Annotated in this window: 15 protein-coding genes; 5 read left to right on the forward strand and 10 right to left on the reverse strand. The window is 70.8% G+C overall.

Annotated features, from left to right (window positions below):
• Nucleotides 1-5 precede the first annotated feature (5 nt).
• The gene (locus ACFWM2_RS03650) at nt 6-194 is read right to left on the reverse strand and encodes a hypothetical protein (RefSeq protein ID WP_383272583.1); all 189 of its coding nucleotides are present in this window, start codon (nt 192-194) and stop codon (nt 6-8) included.
• A gap of 494 nt (nt 195-688) precedes the next feature.
• Here ACFWM2_RS03650 and ACFWM2_RS03655 point away from each other — a divergent pair, with 494 nt between their 5' ends.
• On the forward strand, nt 689-1,645 hold the full coding sequence (locus tag ACFWM2_RS03655) for a hypothetical protein (protein ID WP_383272585.1): 957 nt from the start codon (nt 689-691) through the stop codon (nt 1,643-1,645).
• Between the two features lie 12 nt (nt 1,646-1,657).
• On the opposite strand, the gene ACFWM2_RS03660 is transcribed toward ACFWM2_RS03655, so the two are convergent.
• The 7 genes from ACFWM2_RS03660 to ACFWM2_RS03690 all read right to left on the reverse strand — a co-directional run bounded on the left by ACFWM2_RS03660 (nt 1,658) and on the right by ACFWM2_RS03690 (nt 13,559).
• On the reverse strand, nt 1,658-3,859 hold the full coding sequence (locus ACFWM2_RS03660) for an FUSC family protein (protein WP_383274114.1): 2,202 nt from the start codon (nt 3,857-3,859) through the stop codon (nt 1,658-1,660).
• A gap of 236 nt (nt 3,860-4,095) precedes the next feature.
• Nucleotides 4,096-5,721 (reverse strand): phytoene desaturase family protein, encoded by a 1,626-nt coding sequence (locus ACFWM2_RS03665; protein WP_383272587.1) that lies wholly within the window; start codon nt 5,719-5,721, stop codon nt 4,096-4,098.
• A 13-nt stretch (nt 5,722-5,734) separates the two neighbouring features.
• Nucleotides 5,735-6,166, reverse strand: a complete 432-nt coding sequence (locus ACFWM2_RS03670; RefSeq protein WP_383272588.1) for an SRPBCC family protein — start codon at nt 6,164-6,166, stop codon at nt 5,735-5,737.
• A 176-nt stretch (nt 6,167-6,342) separates the two neighbouring features.
• Nucleotides 6,343-7,485 carry an amidase domain-containing protein gene (locus ACFWM2_RS03675; RefSeq protein ID WP_383272590.1) on the reverse strand — a complete coding sequence of 381 codons (1,143 nt, stop codon included), beginning with the start codon at nt 7,483-7,485 and terminating at the stop codon, nt 6,343-6,345.
• Nucleotides 7,486-7,626: 141 nt separating this feature from the next.
• Nucleotides 7,627-8,928, reverse strand: coding sequence for a hypothetical protein (locus ACFWM2_RS03680; protein ID WP_383272592.1), 1,302 nt, complete (start codon nt 8,926-8,928; stop codon nt 7,627-7,629).
• Nucleotides 8,929-8,987: 59 nt separating this feature from the next.
• Entirely contained in the window at nt 8,988-11,723 is a 2,736-nt protein-coding gene (locus ACFWM2_RS03685) for a transglycosylase domain-containing protein (protein ID WP_383272594.1), read from the reverse strand.
• Nucleotides 11,724-12,059: 336 nt separating this feature from the next.
• On the reverse strand, nt 12,060-13,559 hold the full coding sequence (locus ACFWM2_RS03690; RefSeq protein ID WP_383272596.1) for a metallophosphoesterase family protein: 1,500 nt from the start codon (nt 13,557-13,559) through the stop codon (nt 12,060-12,062).
• A gap of 471 nt (nt 13,560-14,030) precedes the next feature.
• On the opposite strand from ACFWM2_RS03690, the gene ACFWM2_RS03695 reads away from it, so the two are divergent.
• The 4 genes from ACFWM2_RS03695 to ACFWM2_RS03710 all read left to right on the forward strand — a co-directional run bounded on the left by ACFWM2_RS03695 (nt 14,031) and on the right by ACFWM2_RS03710 (nt 17,573).
• Nucleotides 14,031-14,825: a SigB/SigF/SigG family RNA polymerase sigma factor gene (locus ACFWM2_RS03695; RefSeq protein ID WP_383272598.1), complete on the forward strand. Its 795-nt coding sequence runs from the start codon at nt 14,031-14,033 to the stop codon at nt 14,823-14,825.
• A gap of 225 nt (nt 14,826-15,050) precedes the next feature.
• Nucleotides 15,051-15,821, forward strand: coding sequence for a UdgX family uracil-DNA binding protein (locus tag ACFWM2_RS03700; RefSeq protein ID WP_383272600.1), 771 nt, complete (start codon nt 15,051-15,053; stop codon nt 15,819-15,821).
• A 54-nt stretch (nt 15,822-15,875) separates the two neighbouring features.
• Nucleotides 15,876-16,076 carry a hypothetical protein gene (locus tag ACFWM2_RS03705; RefSeq protein ID WP_383272602.1) on the forward strand — a complete coding sequence of 67 codons (201 nt, stop codon included), beginning with the start codon at nt 15,876-15,878 and terminating at the stop codon, nt 16,074-16,076.
• A gap of 33 nt (nt 16,077-16,109) precedes the next feature.
• Nucleotides 16,110-17,573, forward strand: coding sequence for an aminotransferase class I/II-fold pyridoxal phosphate-dependent enzyme (locus ACFWM2_RS03710; RefSeq protein ID WP_383272604.1), 1,464 nt, complete (start codon nt 16,110-16,112; stop codon nt 17,571-17,573).
• Nucleotides 17,574-17,646: 73 nt separating this feature from the next.
• Here ACFWM2_RS03710 and ACFWM2_RS03715 read toward each other — a convergent pair whose 3' ends face one another.
• Together ACFWM2_RS03715 and ACFWM2_RS03720 are read right to left on the reverse strand one after the other, a co-directional pair.
• The gene (locus ACFWM2_RS03715; protein WP_383272606.1) at nt 17,647-18,957 is read right to left on the reverse strand and encodes an FtsX-like permease family protein; all 1,311 of its coding nucleotides are present in this window, start codon (nt 18,955-18,957) and stop codon (nt 17,647-17,649) included.
• A 3-nt stretch (nt 18,958-18,960) separates the two neighbouring features.
• On the reverse strand, nt 18,961-19,752 hold the full coding sequence (locus ACFWM2_RS03720; protein ID WP_383272608.1) for an ABC transporter ATP-binding protein: 792 nt from the start codon (nt 19,750-19,752) through the stop codon (nt 18,961-18,963).
• Between the last annotated feature and the right edge of the window lie 126 nt (nt 19,753-19,878).

The following is a 19,878-nucleotide window of genomic DNA, read 5'->3' on the forward strand; positions in this document are numbered from 1 at the left end:
TCCCGTCAGCCCTTCTTCGGGCGCGGTGTCGGTGGCGACAGCAGCAGGTTGCCCGTCCCGGAGGAAAGGGCGAGCGCCGCGCATTCACGACTGTCGCGGAAGCAGCCGTCGGCCTCTGCCGGGTCGAGAGCCGCTTCGACGTCCACGCTGCGTACTTCGGTGACGTCGTCGATCAGAAATTCGGTGGAAGACATACCACCATCCCCTTTGCGAGACATACGAGGTTCTCCATTCCAGTTGAACGCGACTGCCGGGTATGTGCAAAAGGAGAGCGGCGCGACGAAGCCGCCGCGGTGCACGGGTCATGGGGAAAAGCGGATGTCAGAGGCGCTGTGGCCGGCAAGCGAAAAGGTGTTGGCCGCGCGGTCGCGCGGGGAGAGCGGGGCGACGGCACTACGGCCTTCAATTTCCCGGCGCTGAATAATTGAACAGCCGACGGTTGAACGCGACAACAGCCCACGGTTGAACGCGACAACTGCCGACGGGTGAACGCGCACCTGCCGACAGTGCAACGCGGAAACCACCGACCGCCCGGTGTCGAGTTCGCGCGCCGCGGGACGCGCCGGAACCGTTCCGTACCGCGGCGGCCGTCTCGCCGTACGAACGGGTAATGAGGGCCGAGGCGAGCATCCGGTAACGATCGGGCCTGAAACCTTGTGGCATCTCTCGCCACTCATAGCATGCGATCATGTCATTTCTCTCAAGTCGCCGCAGAAAGCCGCGCCTTGCCCCGGAGCTCGACGACGGGGACCTCGGCAGGCTGCTGAAGTCCCTGCGCGCGACGACCCGGTCGGGCACGATCGGCACGACGGACCTGTGCGTGGCCCAGCTCTCCCGTCTGCTGGACCAGGAACAGGAGCAGGGTGACTGGGACCGCAGGTCGCACCGGCTGTCCGTCCTGGCCGGCTATCTGTCGGCGTCGCATCTGCCGTCCGCCTGGGTGACGCGGGAACCGCGCAACACCAGCGCCCTGGTCCTCAACGCCTGGTCGGAACTGATACGCGGCCACGCCTCCGGAGCCATGACGGACGCGTCCGGCATGACCAAGCAGTGCCTGCTGGCGGCGGACCTCGATCCGCAGGACCCCACCCCGTGGGTGGTCCTGCTGGGAATCGCGCGCGTGGAACGCTATGCGCAGGCGGACGTCTTCGGGGCGTGGAACGAGATCCTCGCCCGCGACCGCTGGCACCGCGAGGCCTACCTGAGCATGCTCGCCTATCTCTCGCCCGAGGAGGCCGGGTCGCGCGTGCAGGTACTCGACTTCATCGATTCCGTACGCACCCGGATGCCGGCCAACGCCCCGTGCGCGGCCGTGGAACTCACCGCCCAGGTCATGCAGTACCACGCGGCGCTCGACCGAGGCGGAGTGGACGCCCTCGTGGCCCGCAACCACTGGACGAACGCGCAGGCGACCGCGTCACTGGAGCGGGCCCACCACGCCTGGCCGCAGCCCGCGTTCCTCCACCACGCGGCGGCACTCGCCGATCTCAACCTGCTCGCCTACGCGTTGATGGCAGCCGACTGGCGACGGCAGGCGGCTCCCGTCTTCGAGGCGATCGGACCCCGGGTCACCAGCTGGCCCTGGCAGAGCGGCGGGGATCCGCTGGCCGCGTTCGAGCACGCCCGGAACAAGGCGTCCGTCTGACCGGCGCCGTACTCACAACGACGCCGCGCGGGGCGACGTCTTCCGGTCGGGCGTCGAGACGGGCACGCCGAGCGGGCGGGCGAGACCGACCACTCCCTCGTCCAGCCGCTGCAGATGACGCAGGACGCGCCCGGTGACACGGTCGTGGCGGGGTCCGTCCGGGCCGTCGGGTTCCAGCATGGACGCGAGACTCGCGCCGGTCTCGACCTCGCCCGCGTCCTGCTGGTCCTCGACATGCGCGACGAGTACGGCGATGTTGTGGGCGATGCGCCGGCCCGCCCGCTTCAGCCGCGGGTCGGCCGCGACGGTCTTGCTGTGCGGCAGGAGTTCGGCCGTGGCCGCCAGCGAACGCGCGTGGTACGCGCACGTCTCCAGCAGCGCCACGAGGTAGCGGGCGGTCTGCCGCCGGGCCCGCAGCGGGGTGATCGGATGCGTCAAAGGCTGGATGGAGGCCCGCAGATCGTCCAGCGCCGTGTCGAGATCCCGCGCCTTGTCCAGCAGATCGAGCGCGGGCCCGCCGCTCAGCTGCTCCACCGCGGCGCCGGTCACGTCACCGAGCCGGCTCAGCACCGTAGCGAGGAGCTCGTCGGTACGGCGGTCGGTGTGCACCGGCAGGATCAGCGCGGCCGCGATGACACCGCACGCGGCGCCGAGCGCGGTCTCCTCGATGCGCAGCACGAGGACCTCGGCGCTGTAGGTGTTCAGCAGCGTGTACAGCAGGCCCAGCATCGCCGTGACGAAGAAGGACATCAGGGCGTACGACAGCGGCGCGGTGAAGAACATCGCGAAGATGAACAGCAGCACCAGTGCGAACGCGGTCCAGGTGTGGTTGCCCACCAGGCCCGCCAGCAGGACGCCGGCCACGACCCCGAAGACGGTGCCCAGCAGCCGCCGGTAGCCCTTGACCAGGATCTCGCCGGTGGAGGCCGTGTTCAGGAAGACGACCCAGCAGGTCAGCACCGCCCAGTACCAGCGCTGGCTGGAGAGGAACTCGCCGCCGACGATGGCCAGGGCCGACCCCACCGCCACCTGCACCGCGGCGCGGGTCGTGGGCCGCTCCAGCCCCGTGCGGTCGTCGCCCTCGGCCGCGCTCTCGTCGGCCGCGGCGACGGCGACGTCCTCCGCGTCCAGTTCCTCGCGGGAACGCGTCGTCGAGGGGGTGTCGTCGGACTCGTCCTGGGGCCCGTCGAGAGCCATGCGCAGGCCCAGAACCGAGCGCGCCGCCTCCCCGATGCCACGGAAGACGTCCTGGACGGCGGCCGAGGTGCGCGGCAGGTTCTCCTCGTCGCGGTAGCCGAGCAGCCGGTTGCGCACATGGGCCACCGCGGTGCCGCGCTCGTCGGCGACCGGGCGGGCGACCAGCAGCCGCAGCGCGGCCAGGTCGCGGCGCAGGGTGGCGGTGGTGTCGTCCTGCGCCCGCAGTCGGTTGCCGGGCGCCGGCACGGGGGCGTTCGGCAGGTGCAGGGTGAGGGTGTCGGCACGCTCGGCGCTGCGCGCGGTGAGCAGCAGGACACCGAGCCGCTCCGCGGCGATCTCGGCGTCGGCGATACGACGCTGCACGAGCGACGCCGTGGCGCTGTCGCTGGTCCCGTCCGCCAGCCGGCCCTGGATCATCATGGCCGTCTCGTGGAGGCGGGCGGTGTGCTGCCGCAGCTCCTCCAACGCCTTCTCGACGCGGTCGGGCCCGGCGTCCAGCAGATCGATCTGGGCGGCCACCAACTGGGCCAGCCGCGCCCGGAAGGCCGCGCGCAGCCGCGTCAGGATGCGCTCGGGCGACTCCGCGACCAGGCCGAAGCGCACTGCGGCGCTGCAGACGAAGGCGATGGCCAGCGTGCCGCACAGCCCCGGCAGCGTGGAGCCGGAGGCGCTGACGAAGAGGGACACGAAGTAGATCTGAAACCCGATCAGCCCCAGCGCCGTGCCGCGGTCGCCGAACCGTCGGCTGTACACCGCGGCGAAGATCAGCGCCAGGAAGAAGAGATCGCCCTCGACGACACGGGTGTTCAGCAGCGCCCCCAGGGACATCGCCGAGAGAGCCACCGGAAGGCCGAGGAGGAGCGTGATCGCCTGGGCGCGCCGCTGCTTCTCCCTGATGGCGAAGGTGGCGACCATGGCCGCCATGGAGCCGGCCACCATGTGCGTCACATCGGCCCCGAGCAGCGCCAGGACGAGCAGCGTGAGCGCGATGGCACCCACGGTCCGCAGCCCCGCCATCAGCCGGAGCAGCCCCGGGTCGGATGCCGTGAACCGGTCCCAGGTCCTCGTCCAGCTCGGCCGTGTCGCTGTCCTCACGCTGCCGTACGTCCTCGCTCGCTGTCATGATCCGCGGTTCCAGCATGTCACGGTGGGCCGGCGGAGCCCTTTCCCGGGTCGCCGGGTCTGCGTCACATCGAGGGCGGGGGTCCTCCGGTGCCCGTCGGAGCCGGCACGGCTCAGGCCGCGTCAGGTCACTACGGGGACGTCCGGGCGCCCTTCCGGTCGCGGCGGGTGAGGACGCGCTGGGCCCGGCTCAGCCCCGTGGGCAGGTGCCCTCGCAGCGCGGCGCGCGCGGCGTTCGCCCCGGGTGCTCCGTGGACGCCGCCGCCCGGATGCGCACCGGCCGAGGCGAGGTACAGGCCCTTGACCGGGGTCTCGGGACGGCCGGTGCCCGGGACGGGACGGAAGACGAGCTGCTGGTGCAGCGCGGTGGTGCCGCCGTTGATGGCGCCGCCGTGCAGATTGGCGTTCAGGCTCTGCAGGGTGGGCGGCGCCAGGATCCGGCGGGCCCGCACCAGGTCCCGGAAACCCGGAGCGAAGCGTTCGACCTGGGCCTCCAGGCGGTCGGCCATGACCTCCTGCTCCCGCGTGTCCCAGCTGCCGGTCAGACCGTCGTCGCCCGCGTCACCGGTGACCTTGTGCGGGATGTGCGTGTAGGCCCAGGCGGACTCGGTGCCGAGCGGGGAGCGGGTGGGGTCGGTGGTGGTCATCTGGCCGAAGAGAGCGAACGGCCGGTCGGGGATGCGGTGCATGGCGATCTGTGCCGCGAACCGGGTCAACTCGTCCACCCCGTCCGCGAGATGGACGGTCCCCGCCGAAGACGCCTGAGCCGCGCTCCACGGAACGGGCGCGCTCAGGGCCCAGTCCACCTTGAAGGTGGCGAAGTCCCACTGGAACCGGCGCAGATCGGCGAGCAGTTGGGCCGGCAGATGGACCTCGTCCACCAGACCGCCGTACAGCAGGGGAACGGACACGTCGGCCAGGACGGCCCGCCGCGCCGGGACCGTCTCCCCGCCGGCGGTGCGTACGGCGACGGCCCGGCCGCCCCGCACCACCACCTGGCTGACGCGCTCACCGCAGCGGACCACGCCGCCGCGCTTCCGGAGCCGGCGGACCAGCGCCTGGGTGAGGACCCCGGAACCTCCGATCGGCACGGGAAAGCCGTGTGTCTGGCCCAGCATGGACATCAGCCAGCCGAAGCCGCCGCTGCCGGCCGCCTCCGGCGCGAGGTCGGCGTGCAGGGCGTTCCCGGCGAGCAGCAGCCTGCCGCCCTCGCCGTCGAACTCCTCCTCGCCCAGGCGCCTGACCGGCAGCATCATGGAACGGGCCAGCCGCAGCCCGCCCGATCCGCGGAGCCGCACGGCCAGGCGTGCGGCGGCCCGTACGGGCGGGAAGGGGGTGAACAGCGCCTCGACGAGGTCCGGCCCCAGCCGCTCCCAGACCCGGTGCAGCTCCCGCCACGCGTCGCCGTCCCCCGGGCTGAAGGCGCTCAGGGCCGCGGCCGTGTCGTCGATGTTCCGCCCGAGCAGGGCGCACCTGCCGTCGGACAGCGGATGGGCCAGAACGTAGGGGGCGTGGCTCCAGCGCAGCCCTTCGCGCTCCAGCTGCAGGCCGGCGAGCACCGGTGACGCGGCGGCCAGCGGATAGAAGGAGCTGAAGAGGTCGCTGACGTAGTCGGGGTGCACACCGCGGTCGTGGCGGACCGCACCGCCCGGCTCGCTCTGCTCCTCCAGAACCTCCACGCTCCAGCCGGCGTCGGCCAGCAGGTTGGCCGCGACGAGACCGTTGGGCCCGGCGCCGATCACCACCGCTTCCGGCATGACTCGCTCCTGTTCAGCGCCTCTCGCACAGCTTGGCCAGCCTGCCGAGCATGGCGCGGTGGCGCAGTTGGAAGAGCACTTCGAAGAGCGCGTTGTGCAGGGTGCCACCGGCGCCCCGCAACGGGTGCTCGTCGACGATCACCAGCGTGTCCTCGCCCCAGGGACGGACCTCCAGGGCGATCCGGGCCGTGCCGAGGGGGCCGGAGTGTGCCTCCAGCTCGAGCTCGCTCGGGGCCTCACAACGCCGTACGACCGTCTCGTTGCTCACGGTCCAGGGGCCCAGCCGTACGTCGAAGCTCAAGGACGAGCCCACCTCGGGCCACTGCCCCTCACCGGGCCGGGTGCTGGCGGTGCCGACCACCCACTTGCTGTAGCACGTCGGGTCGGCCAGCACGGACCACACCCGGTGCGGAGGTGTCTTGATGAGCTGATGCCGTGCCGCCATGCATCCCTCCAGGGGAACCCGGTGTTCTCGGGGTGTACGCGTGAGACCGCTGTTCCCAGGTTTCCATCTTTGGAGGGGTTACGCCTTTTGTGCGGGGTCGTCCGTGACACCACGGGCCTCGCGGGCGTCCGAGCGGCGGTGCCCGGCCCCGCCGGGCCGGGCACCGCCGGCCTGGATCAGGTGCGGTACGCGTAGTAGCCGGCGTTCGGGTAGGACGAGACGAGGCTCGCCACCGACCTGCGGTAGGTGTCCGTCGCGTGGTACGTCACGTACGGGACGCCGCTGGAACTGCGGTAGGTCGTGAGCATCGTGTGATCCTTCGACCCGTCCTTGTCGAAGTCCATCTGCAGGACGTCACCGACGTCCAGCTGGTAGACGTTGGCCAGGTTCGTGGCCCGCTTCGCGGACAGCGTGAACCACGACCACTCGTTGGCGCCGACCCAGGAGTCGGACTGGTTCGCGGAGTCGTACCACCACTTGGTGTAGTCCGTGGTCGTACCGGACACGAAGGTCCAGCCGCCGGCGTTGAGCGACTGGCTGACGAAGTTCGTGCAGTCCCCGCCGGCCGAATTGAAGTTGCGGTACGCGGGGTTGTAGTTCTTCCAGTACTTCTCCGCGTAGGCGGCCATCGCCGTGTAGTTGTACGCCGACGCACCGCTGAGGTCCTTGCGGTCGGCCGGAGCCGGCCATGCGGTGGACGCCGGAGTCGCCTGGGGAAGGGCCGCCGCGGCCTTCGCGGCCACCGGCGCGGGCTCGTTGACCGCGCGGGGACCCTTGTCCGTGGAGCGCAGGCCCGACAGCCGCCAGGTGCCGTTCGGGCCGGCGGTGAAGCTCAGCTCGTGGTGTGCGGTGAAGCCCGTCGTGGCGGGCTCGTCGCCCCGGATCCTCTTGTACGTCAGGGTCGTTGTCTCGGTGACCTCGACCTTGGCGTGCTTGCCCTCGACACGGGTGCTGTTCACCGCGACCCTGGTGTCGGCGGCGCTGTAGGCCTCGCCCAGCGCGGCGAGCCGTGACTTCCTGCCGTGCAGGGAGGACACCGCGGAGCCCTCCGTCCGCGCGAGCGCGGAGGACAGCCGTACGCCACCCGCGAAGTGCGGTGCCGCGCCCGCCCCTTGCTCGCGGTCGACCAGCGCGTCCGTGCGCTCGCTCAGCACGGCGTCGGCCACGCGGCCGAAGGTGTCGACGGTGGCCCGGTCCACCGTGGGGGCCGCGGCCGTCGGCGCACCGTCGGCGTGGGCGGCGGATATCGGGAGCAGCACGGTCGACAACGCGACCGCCGCCAGGGCTGAGCAGCTACGGCTCAACTTCTTTGATCTCACTGGGATTCTCCTTGACCCCCGGGTGGGAATCCCGGGGGAGGGAATCTTCGCATGTACATCTCATCAATGAAGATCCTGTGGAGACTGCGGACATTCGTGGGCCCGCTCACTTCCGGCAGGGATGGGGCCCCTGATCCGGACCTACTTGACGACCGTCGACCAGTCCGGCGACTGTGCGGGATCCAGACTGCGCAACCGCTCGAGCACCTCCGGCTTCTGCACGTCCATCCAGTCGGCCAGCTCGCGGAACGACACGCAGCGGACCTCCTTGCGCACACACACGTTCTTGATGACGTCGTCGACGGCCTTCATGTAGATGCCGCCGTTCCAGTCCTCGAAGTGGTTGCCGATGAACAGCGGCGCCCGGCTGCCGTAATACACCCGGTCGAAGCCCGCGAGATAGGAATCGGCGGTCTCCTTGCGCCACTTGTCGTACTCGGCGGGGTCGCCGTCGGTCTCACCCTCGGACTGGTTGTAGAGGAAGTTGAAGTCCATCGACAGACCCTGGTACTTGCCGCCCTCGTACGGCAGCATCTGCAGCGGGAAGTCCCATATGCCGTTCTTCTTGGCCGGCCATATCTGGAAGTCGCCCGCCGAACTCGCGTCGTAGCGCCAGTCGAAGCTCTTGATCGCCTTGAGCAGGTTCGCCTGGCCCTCCAGGCACGGCGCACGGCCGCCGATGATCTCCCGCTGCGCGTCGAAGGGAAGGGGGGAGAGATCGGTGTACCCGGTGTTGGTCTTCCACTTCTCCACGAAGGAGTAGAACTGGTTGATCTCGCTCTTCCACTCCGCGACGCTCCAGTCCCCGCCCCCCTTGGCGCCGCAGAAGTGGCCGTTGAAGTGGGAGCCGATCTCGTTCCCCTCCTCCCACGCCTTGCCCAGCTGCTCCAGTGTGGTGCGGATGTGTTCGTCGGTCGGGTAGCTGATGGCCGCAGCGCCCGGGTCGTGCATCGGCGGGTGGTAGAGCGTCTTCTTGTCCTTCGGCAGCAGATAGATGCCGGTCAGGAAGAACGTCATATGGGCGTTGTACTCCTTGGCCAGCTCCCGGTAGTGCGAGAAGAGCTTGTCGTCGCCCTGCAGGGCGCCGTCCCAGGAGAAGACGACGAACTGCGGCGGCTTCTCGCCGGCCTTGAGCGGCACCGGCTTGAGCTCTTCGGGCTGCGGCCCGGTGTAGGAGGTCGAACCGTCCCCGATCAGCTTGGTCTTGCCGTCCCACTGCGGCTCCGCCTCCCCCTTGCCGCTTCCGTTCTCCGAGGACGTGCCGGCCGTCGCGTCCGAGGGCGGCGCGTCGTCCGAGTTCCCCAGCACCACCAGGGGAACGGCGGTGCAGGCGAGGACGAAAGCGATGGCCGCGATCAGTATCCGGGGACGGGTGGTGAGACGGGCGAGGACGCGAGCGCGGTTGAATCCCCGGCGGCGTCGGCGGTGGGCGTTGGAGTTCATCGGTGGCGCATTCTGCGAGAAGGGAGAGCGGGACGGGAGAGGTGCCGTCACCGCTCGCGTCAGCTGAGCGGGCTCAAGGCGCTCGACCAGATGTCGTAGGGAACGGTGGAGGCGGGTGAACCGGCCAGGCCCTTCAGCGGAAGTGGTTCGAGACTTTCGGTCAGGTCCATGCGGTAGACGACGATCGCCGTGGAGACCGACCGCTGGGTGCCGACGTACCAGGCAGCCGTGTCCTTGTCCGTGGTGCCGGCCTTCCCCGCGATCTGCGCCGAGGCGGAGGCCGCGTCGGGGTGCTGGGTGCGGAAGGACTCCGTGAGGGCCTCGGTGACCTGGCGGGCGACCTCGGTGCGGACGGCGCGGTGGGGGTTTGGGGTGTCCAGCGCGACGCGGGTGCCGTTGCGGGTGATGCGGCGCACCGAGTACGGCTCGGTGTGCGTTCCGTCGGCGGCGAACGTGGCGTACGAACTCGCCATGCGGATGGCGCTCGGTGTCGAACTGCCCATCGTCAGCGCGGGTACCTGCGGGCCCATGCTGGACGCGAGCATGCCGGTCGCCTGCGCGGTCAGACGCACCTTGTCGAGGCCGGTGTCCATGCCGAGCTGCATGAAGGGCGCGTTCACGGAGGAGGCCAGCGCCTTGTGCAGCGGGATCTGCCCCCAGGACTTGTTCCCGTCGTTGTGGGCGGTGACTTTCTTCCCGCTGCGGTCCCAGTAGGGGCCCTCCGGCGTGGAGACGGGGACGTCGTCGTCACCGTTGTAGACGGAGTCCGGACCGACCGGGACGGTCGTCGACGTCCCGCGCTCCTTGCGCACGCCGTGCTCCAGACCGGCGGCGTAGACGAACGGGAGGAACGCCGAACCGGCCGGGACGGTCGTCGCGTTGGACTCGTTGAACCCCTGTTTGCGGTGGTCGGGACCGCCGTAGACGGCGAGTATCCGGCCGTCGTCGGCGACGGACGAAGCTCCGTAGTGCGCGGTCTTCGCCTGGTCTGCGTCGTTGTCCTTGGCGTCCTTGCGGGCGCTGGTCACGGCCTTGGTGAGGGCGTTCTCCCGCTTGCGGTCGAAGGTCGTGTAGATCTGGTAGCCGCCGAGGTCGAACTCCTGGTCCGAGATGTCCCCGGCCTTCTTGGCGTACGACGTCGCCAGCTCGACGAGGTAGTCGCTCTGGTGGCCGGTGTCGTAGACCCTGGACTGCTTGAGCGGCTCGGGGAAGTGGGTGTACTTCGCGCGCTCCGTCGCCGACAGCTTGCCGATCTTCACCATGCGGTCGAGGATCCAGTTCCACCGCTCCACGGCCCGCTTGTGGTTGTTGGCGCTCAACGCGGGGTCGTAGAGGCCGGCTCCCTTCAACAGGGAAGCGAGGAAGGCGGCTTCGCTGACGTTCAGCTCGCTGACCTCCTTGCCGTAGTAGGCCTGCGAGGCCCGTTGCATGCCGTAGGTGCCCCGTCCGAACCAGCTGGTGTTGAGGTACCCCTCGAGGATCTGGTCCTTGGTCATGTGCTGGTCGAGCTTGATGGCGATCATGGCCTCGGTGAGCTTGCGGCTCACCGACCGGTCCTGCGAGAGGTAGACGTTCTTGACGTACTGCTGGGTGATGGTGGAGCCGCCCTGCGTGTCGCCCTCGCCGACCGTGCGCCACAGCGCGCGGGTGATTCCGCTCACGGAGATGCCGGGGTCGGAGTAGAAACTCTCGTTCTCCGCGGCCAGTACGGCCCAGCGCACCTGCTCCGGGATGTCCTTGAGCGGCATCTCCTGTCGCTGCACCCAGCCGGTACGGGCCATGGGGGTGCCGTCCGCCCAGAAGTAGACGTTGTCCTGCTGGGTGGCGTACGTGTTGAGGTCGTCCGGGATCTCCGTGGTGGCGTACGCGACGCCCAACAGCGAAGCGGTCACGGCGAAGAGCGTGAGGAAGGCCCCCAGCGACTGACGCCACGACGGCACCCAGCGCCGCCAGCCACTGCGTCCCGGACGCGGGTACCGCGGGCGGAGGTGGCGGGCGAGCGGCTTGACGCCTTCGACGAGGGGAGCGAGCCGCGCGGTGAGGCCGGCCGCGACGGTGGGCCGGCCGGGCTTGCGCCGGGGGCCGCTGCGCGGCGTCACGGGAGCGGGAGCCGGCGCCGGTATCTCGGGCACCCGGAGCGCCATCGTGGCCTCCGGGTCGGTCGGGACACCGCGGGCCATGGTCGAGTCGCGGTCGGCCGACGGGCTGTCCGCCGGTGCGTCTTCGGTTGCGGTGCGGTCGGGGGCGTGCGGGTCGGTCGCGGCCGGGTTGGTGGCGGCCGGCTTGGTGGCGGCCGCACGGTCGGCCGCGACGCTGTGGGTGGCTGCGCGGTCGGTCGTCTCCCGATCGGCCGCGTCCCGGTCCGTCGTCGCCCGGTCCGTTGTCTCCCTGTCGGGCGCGCCGCGGTCTCGGGCGTCGCGGTCCCTGGAGTCCCGGGCCCGGGAGTCACGCTCCCCGGAGTCCCGACCTCGGGAGTCACGCTCCCCGGCGTCGCGATCCTTCGGGATGCCGCGCGGTCTGAGTGACGCCAGGTCGGCGGGGACTCTGAGCGCCATGGTCCGGGACGGATCGGCGGGGGCCCGCAACGCCATGGTGGCTTCGGGGTCGGTGCGCTCCTGCGGGTCCGCCTCGGCTGCGTCACGGGCGCCGGTTCCGTCGTCGGCCTCGTCGGCGGTACGGGGCTGCTGCGGTGCCGCGTCCGCGCTGTCGGAATCGGTGGGGAAGCGGCGGAGTCCGGACTGTTCCGGACCGGCCTGGCGACCGGGTGCGTCGTCGCCTTCCTCGCGCCTAGCCATGGACGGCTGCCGGGCGTGAAACCCCTAGGGGGGACACCTCAGATATGCACCGCCATGGCATGAACATGCCTGCTTCTCCCTCCGCACTCAGCCTTGCTCGCGTGGGTAGATGCAGCTGCCGCGAATGCGGCTGCGAGCCCCCCTCCCCGACCTTTCGGTACATCGCGGCCCCCACAAATTATCAGTGGTCACTGTGATCTCTTCCGACGGATACCGGACAGGAACCGGACAGTGATGTTCCGTTTCGATCACGCGGCCTGCCGGACCGCGTTCGGTCCGGCAGGCCGAGCCCGTTACGGGCGGGTTTCGCGCCGCTGCCCGGGTCGTACGGCCGCCTCAGCGCAGGGGGATGGTCACCTCGTCCTCGACGGGCGGCTCGACCTCCTGGCGTCGATTGCCGGTCGCCGAGAAACAGCGCAGCCGGATCGAGTCCGGGGTGACGTCCAGCCGCAGGAAGCACTTGAAGAAGGGCGGGCTGTAGGTGGCCGAGCCCGGCGAGAAGAGCTGGGTGTAGGCCTTGCGCACGGGCAGCCGGAAGCGCGCACGGCGGTCGGGGCGCCGCCCCGCGCCGAGCAGCGCGGCCACCAGGCGGATGCGCGGGGTGAGGCGCACCGGCTGCCCCTGGGTGCGGGTCGGCGTGATGCCGAGGCGCTCGGCGACGACGGCCGTCGCCTCGGCCTCGGTCAGGGTGAAGAAGCGCCGCATGTGCAGGCGGCGACCGTAGAGCCTGCTGTAGAAGGCCAGCGAGTCGCCGCGCAGGGGATAGCAGCGGAAGTCGTCCTCGGTGACCCGGGCGACGCCGACCCGGGGAATGGTGTGGGTGGCGTGCATGAACGCTCCGCCACCGCCGGCGACCACGTACTGGATGCTGCGGCCGTCCACGGACACGGGGTAGCGCTGGTAGTTGTGGATGTCGCCGCCGATCGCCGCGACATAGTGATGCGCGGGATCGCGGACGATGTCGTCGACCGTCCCGCCGCCCTCGATGGCGCACGGGTGGTGCTCGCCGTCCACGTACAGGGGCGAGCCGGTGACGAGGATCTTGGGGGCGGGTCCGGTGGACACCGCGCGCAGCCAGCGGCCCTGTTCGGCGTCAAGGGTGCCGAGCAGGCCGGTGTCGATGCCGATGATCCGCACCGGCCCGGCGTCGACCGCCCAGTACGGGCCGGGCTGGACGGCTTGTTGGGCGGGGCCCGAGCGCAACTGCCGTGCCTCGGCGAGGCGTTGCTCGTCGGGTGTGCGCGCCGTGTGCCACAGCAGCGACCGCAGCCAGGCGGGCGTCAGCCGACGGGGCGCGGGCCGCGGAGCGAGCGGCGGGGCTTGGCAGAAGACGCGCATGAAACCCTGGAGGTCCTCGTACCAGTCGTGGTTGCCCGGTATCGCGTAGATGGGTGCCTGGTAATCCCGGTACGGGCGGAAGAACTTGGTGCCGTACTCGTCGGTGCTGCCGACCGGATAGACCACATCACTGGCGAGGACGGCGAACTTCGTGCCCTCTCCGGCCTTCAGGAAGCCCGGCACGACGGCGTATTGCGGGTCGTCACCCTCGCCGGTGTCCCCGATGACCATGAAGGAGAAGCGGTCCGGATCGTCGCGCCGGATCACCGCGTCGGCGGGTGCGCCGGCCGTTCTCCGCTGCTCCACCCAGCGGTTGCGGGTTCCGCCGGTGGGATCCCCGAACCAGGAGGCCAGGACGCCGTTGCGGGCCCGCCACAGCACCCTGGGGTCGAGCCACGACAGCTTCTCCACCTGACGTGGCATCAACTGCCGGTAGTCGCCGTGGTCTTCGGTTCCCCAGCCGGCGCCGTCGGGGGTATCGCGTGAAGAGTCAGACACCGGTGCACCGTAACAATGGCTCCGAACAGTCGATCGGTCGGCCCACATGTCCAGGAGATGGCTCAGGGATGCCTACGAGTTGCCTGTGAGGCGCCGCGATCCGCCCGGCTGATGACAGAGCCGCAATCCCGGCGGACAGCGGATCCGACGGCGCGGTGGGGCGTGCACCTGCACAACGGAATTCCGTACGCCCGGGACGTTCCGCCTCGGATATTCCGCCCGGGGATCCCGGGGATATTGAGTCCTTTTCAACAATTCGCTTACGCTCCAGGGTCAATTGATTCCCCTCGGTCAACCCGCTGAGGAATGTGTTTTGGCTGCCCGATAAGCGGGCATTGCGGCTTTAGTGCTTCGGACCGGAGGCACGTCCGTGGGAGCTGGCTCACCAGAATCCCGGGTGTGTCCCCGAGCTGTTCGTGTGTGCGCCCTCCCGTGGTGACGTTTCACCTTTTCGAAGGGAGTTGCAGCGCCATGCACCTCACGGCCGGAACGAAGCAACACCCGCACGACGACGCCCCCGACACCGCCGCCGCGTTCGAGCGCCTCGCGGCGCTGCCCGACGGCCCCGAGCGGCAGACCCTGCGGGACGGACTGGTCCGGGACTGGCTGCCCATGGCCGAGCGCATCGCCGGCCGGTTCCGCGGCAGGGGGGAGTCCGCCGAGGACCTCTGCCAGGTCGCGGCCCTCGGCCTGGTCAAGGCGGTCGACCGCTACGACCCCGCACTGGGGAACGCCTTCGAGAGCTATGCGATCCCCACCATCACCGGAGAGATCAAGCGGCACTTCCGGGACCACATGTGGCTGCTGCATGTGCCCCGGCGCGTCCAGGACCTGCGCAATCGTGTCCGTACGGCCGTGAAGGACCTGTCGCAGACGACTCCGGGGCGTCGCCCCACCCTGGCCGAGATCGCGGCCGAGGCACAGCTGACCGAGGACGAGGTCCGTACGGGCCTCGAAGCGATCGACAGCTTCACGGCGCTCTCCCTGGACGCCGAACTCCCGGGCAGTGACGACGGTTACGCACTGAGCGACGCCCTCGGTGCGCCCGATGCCGGATTCGACCTGGTCGTCGACCGCGAGACGGTCAAGCCCTGTCTGCGGGCGCTGCCGGAACGCGAGCAGACCATCCTCTATCTGCGGTTCTTCTGCGGAATGACGCAGAGCGGGATCGCTGAGCAGCTCGGCATCTCGCAGATGCACGTCTCCCGGCTGCTCAGCGGCTGCTGTGACCGGCTGCGCGAGGAGGCACTCACCGACGTGGCGTGACCGCCGACGGCCCGGGCCCCGGCCGGGCTCCGCCCGTGGCGTGGTCCGGTGCACCCCACCGCGGGGTGCCGGGCCCGGTGCCGACCGCGGTTCACCGCGCGGATCGTCTCAACTCAACCGCCCGAATGCCACCGCCTGAGCAGGACAATCCGGGGTACTCCACCGCCATCCGCGGACTAGCGGCCAAGCAGCGCACGCGCAACGGCGTCCGGAGGTGAAGGACGGATGAGCCGATCCGAGGCCACACACGCGGACACCGCGACCGACGCCGGGCCGGAGGCGTACGACGCCGGGCCCTACCTGCCCGAGCGAGGCGGGCTGCCCGCGTACCGACGGGCCGCGGCGGACTGCCAGGGGTGCCCCCTGTACGAGAACGCCACGCAGACCGTCTTCGGCAAGGGCGTCTCCTCCGCGCGCATCCTCCTCGTCGGTGAGCAGCCCGGCGACCAGGAGGACCGGCAGGGCGAACCCTTCGTGGGACCCGCCGGCCGGCTGCTCGGCAGGGCCCTGGAGGAGGCCGGCATCGACCGGGACGCCGCGTATGTGACCAACGCGGTGAAGCACTTCAAGTTCACCCCGGCCGTGGGCGGCAAGCGCCGCATCCACAAGGCGCCTGACCTGCGGGAGATGACCGCCTGCCGCCCCTGGCTCCTCGCCGAGCTGCGCCTCGTCCACCCGGAGGTGGTCGTCGCCCTCGGCGCGACCGCCGGGAAGGCCCTGCTCGGCACGTCGTTCCGCGTGACCAGGGACCGGGGAGCGCTCATCCCTCTGCCCTACGAGGACGACAAGGCCGACGGGAAGGGCGAGAAGGGCGTCGGGAAGGGCGAGAAAAGCGAGCAAGACGGGAAAGCGGTACGCGGCGTGGACGGAAAGCGGTACGTGGTGGCGACGCTCCACCCCTCCGCCGTACTGCGCTCCGAGGACCGCGAGGCCGCCTACGCGGGCCTGGTGGCGGACCTGAAGGTGGCCGCGCAGGCACTGGAACAGGGCCGGTGAGACGTCCGGCGCGGCCGCCCGGCTGGAACGCGGATCTTGGGGTACTTGGCTCCCATGCGCAATATCCTGCCGCGCCCGCTGAGGCGCAAGAAGCCGACCGGCACCGCCACCGAAGAGGTTCTGGAAGAGGTGAAGGACCTCGGTGAGGAGGAGGACACCGGCGCGCCGGAGAGCCCGCCAGGAGGCTCCGGAGACCCGGTTTCCCCGAGCCCCTCGGCCAACCGGAAGACCGTCGAGGGACACCCCTCCGACTGAAGCCTCACGCCCGTGGAAGGGAGCACGTCCCCCGTGGACCACACCCAAGCACCCGTGCTCGAAGCGCTGCGGCGCTTCCAGGACCAAGGCGAACTGTCCTTCACACCGCCCGGGCACAAACAGGCACGCGGCGCCGACCCGGAGGCCAGGGCGATCCTCGGGGACGCGGTGTACCGCTCCGACCTGCTGGCGTCCGGCGGCCTCGACGACCGGCGGATGACGGGGAACGTTCTGAAGCGTGCCGAGGAGCTGATGGCGGACGCCGTCCACGCCGAGCACACGTTCTTCACCACCTGCGGCAGCTCGCTCTCCGTCAAGGCGGCGATGCTGGCCGTGGCGGGACCGAACGAACAGCTGGTCGTCGGCCGCGACGTCCACAAGTCGGTGGTCTCCGGGCTGATCCTCGCCGGCATCGAACCGGTCTGGGTCGACCCGCAGTGGGACGGGGAACAGCGCCTGGCCCACGCCCCGGCCCCGGAGGCCTTCGAGGAGGCGCTCGAGCGTCACCCGGAGGCGAAGGGGGCGCTGGTCACCAGCCCGACCCCGTACGGCAGCTGCACCGGACTCGACCGGATCGCGGAGATCCTCCACGCCCGCGGTCTGCCCCTGATCGTGGACGAGGCCTGGGGCGCCCATCTGCCCTTCCACCCCGACCTGCCCTCCTGGGCGATGGACGCGGGCGCGGACGTCTGTGTGACGAGCGTCCACAAGATGGGCAGCGGCCTGGAACAGGGATCCGTGTTCCATCTGCAGGGGGAGCTGATCGACCCGGAGACCCTGCAGTCGCGCGCCGACCTGTTCGGGACCACCAGCCCGTCGGTACTCATCTACGCGGGGCTCGACGCCTGGCGCCGTCAGATGGCGCTCCAGGGCGAACAACTGCTGGACGAGGCTCTCCGGCTGGCCGCGGCGGTCCGCGGCGAGATCGAGAAGATCCCCGGCCTGCACGTTCTCGGCTACGACGATCTCGTGGGCACGGGCCGGGGCGCGGACTTCGATCCGCTGCCCGTGGTCATCGACATCAGCGCGCTGGGCACGACCGGCTACCGCGCCGCGGACTGGCTGCGCCGCGAGCACCGGGTCGCGATGCATCTCGCGGACCACCGGCGCATCAGCGCCCAGCTCACGTACGCCGACTCGGCCGCCACCACGGACCCGCTGCTCGACGCCCTGCGTGATCTCGCGGACCACGCCGGGGAACTGGCCGCCGGGGTGCCCGACTTCGTCGTGCCGACCGGCCCGGAGATGCGGATGGAACAGGTCGTACGGCCCAGGGACGCGTACTTCGGACCGTCCGAGCCCGTGCCGGTCGAGCGGGCCACCGGCCGGGTCTCGGTCGAGATGATCACGCCGTACCCGCCGGGCATCCCCGCGGTGCTGCCGGGCGAACGGCTCACCGAACCCGTCCTGGACTACCTGCGCACGGGGCTGGAGGCCGGAATGAACCTTCCGGACGCCGCCGATCCGGAGCTGCGCACGATCCGTGTGCGCAGGTGACCTGGGCGGGAGAGCGACCGCGCGGAGAGGGGCGGCCCGTGGGCGGGCCGCCCCCTTATGGTCGGTCGTCCGGTCAGGCGGCGAGTGCCACGGCCTCCACCGCCGGTGCCCGCAGGGTCCGCACCGCCGTGGCGAGGCTGGTGCCGAGCGTCGCCGCGGCGGCGACCGTCACGATCGCCAGCCAGATGCCGAGGCCGCGGTCCGGCAGCGCCGAGTCGCTGCGGACGAGGGTGAAGGGGACGATCCCGGCGAGCCCCGCCACCGTCCCGAAGAAGACACCGGTCACGGTCAGGATCACGCCTTCCACGCCGACCGCGCCGAGCACCTGGGCCGGTGTCGCCCCGGCCAGCCGCTGCTGCCCGAACTCCCGGGCGCGGAAGGCCGTGGCCGCGTACAGCGAATTGATCAGCATGATGCAGGAGAAGACCACGATGATGCCGACGACCACGAGGTTGAGCGTTTCGAGGTTCTTCGCGTCGATGGACTTCGGGACGCCGGACGCCTCGATCGCGTCGCTCTCGACTGCCTGCATGTAGAGCGTCGCGGTCGCCATGCCGGTGAACATGATCAGGGGCATCAGGACGCCGGACAGCTGGGCGGTGCGCCGGCGCAGGGCGCGGACGGCGAGGTAGCCGCTCGGGCCGGACAGGGGGAGCCGGTCCAGCAGGCCCGTCAGCAGGCGCGGCGAGAGAAGCGCGAAACCCACCGAGAGCAGGATGGCGCCGTACGCGGCGGGCGCCATCAGCGCGGCGTCGGAGGCGGAGAAGGCGAGAGTGGAGCAGACGGCCGACCCGCCGACGCCCAGCGCGGCGTACGCGGAGAACGTCCGCGCCCTGCCCCGCGGCCTACGCTCCCGGGTCGCCCGCCGCACCGCGAGGAACGCGGCACCGCCCGCCGCGAGCACGGTGATCCACAGACCGGACAGCAGGGCGCTCGGGCCGAAGGAGAAGTCCACCGACCGGTCCACCTGGCCGCTGTCCCGGAAGACGTCCAGCAGTGCCTGCCCGCCCAGCATCGCGGGGCCGATCGCCGCCAGCGCACCCAGCAGGGCCACGGCCACCGACTCGCCGACGACCATTCGTTTGATCTGCCCCGGAGTCGCCCCCGAGCACCGCAACAGCTCGAGTTCCGCGCTGCGTTGGCGCACGTTCACCGTGAGCGTCGAGGCGACCGCGAAGAACACCAGGAGCGAGCCGTAACCGCCGACGACGCTCGCCGCCGTGGACAGCGACTCGGCGCTCACGGAGTCGACACCCGGCTGCCCGGCCGTGTCGTGCATCGAGTTGAAGGTCATGATGATCGCCGCGCCGAGGAAGGCCGAGAGCAGCGTGGCGGTGAAGCGTCCGGGGCGGTGCCGGATGGACCGCATGGCCAGAGCGAACATGACTCACACCCCCGCCGTCACGTCGTCGCCCAGGTGCGCCAGGCGTTCGGCGACCGCGTCGACCGTCGGAGCGTGCAGTTCGCCCACGAACCGGCCGTCGGCGAGAAACAGGACCGAGTCGGCGTACGAGGCCGCCACCGGGTCGTGGGTGACCATGACCACCGTCCGGCCGTGCACCCGCACCGCCTCCTGGAGCAGCCGCAGCACATCCCGCGCGCTGCGCGTGTCCAGGGCACCGGTCGGCTCGTCCGCGAAGATCACGCTCGGCTCGGTGACCAGTGCGCGGGCGATGGCCACCCGCTGGCGCTGCCCGCCGGAGAGCTGGTCGGGCCGGTGGCCGAGCCGGTCGCCGAGCCCGACCGTCGTCAGGATCTCCTGCGCCCGCCGCCGGTCCACGCGCCGCCCGGCGAGCCGTAGCGGCAGCACCGTGTTCTGCGCCACGGTCAGCGTGTCCAGCAGGTTGTACTGCTGGAAGACGAAACCGATCCGGCTGCGGCGGAACTTCGTCAGCGCCGCCTCGCTGCCGCCCGTCATCTCCGCCCCGTCGACGGTCACGATGCCGCTGTCGGGCCGGTCGAGCCCGGCCGCGCACTGCAGCAGTGTGGACTTGCCCGAACCCGAAGGGCCCATGACCGCGGTGAAGGTGGCGCGCGCCAGGCTGAGCGTCACACCGTCGAGCGCCGTCACGGCACTCTCGTCGCTCCCGTACGTCTTGGTGACCTTGACCAGCCGCAGAGCCTCACCGGCGGGCCCCGTGCCGTGCGTCCGTCGCGCAGTTCGGCGAAACATCGTCATCACTCTCCGTCCGGCACGCCCTGTGCCTCGTCAACGAAGCTACGGAGACGGCGGCCGGACCACATGGGGCGCAGAACCCGTATCCCGGGGTGTACTCAGCGACACCCCGGCCCGGCCGCAGCCCGT

Source organism: Streptomyces sp. NPDC058371 (assembly GCF_042723265.1).
Classification (GTDB): Bacteria; Actinomycetota; Actinomycetes; order Streptomycetales; family Streptomycetaceae; genus Streptomyces.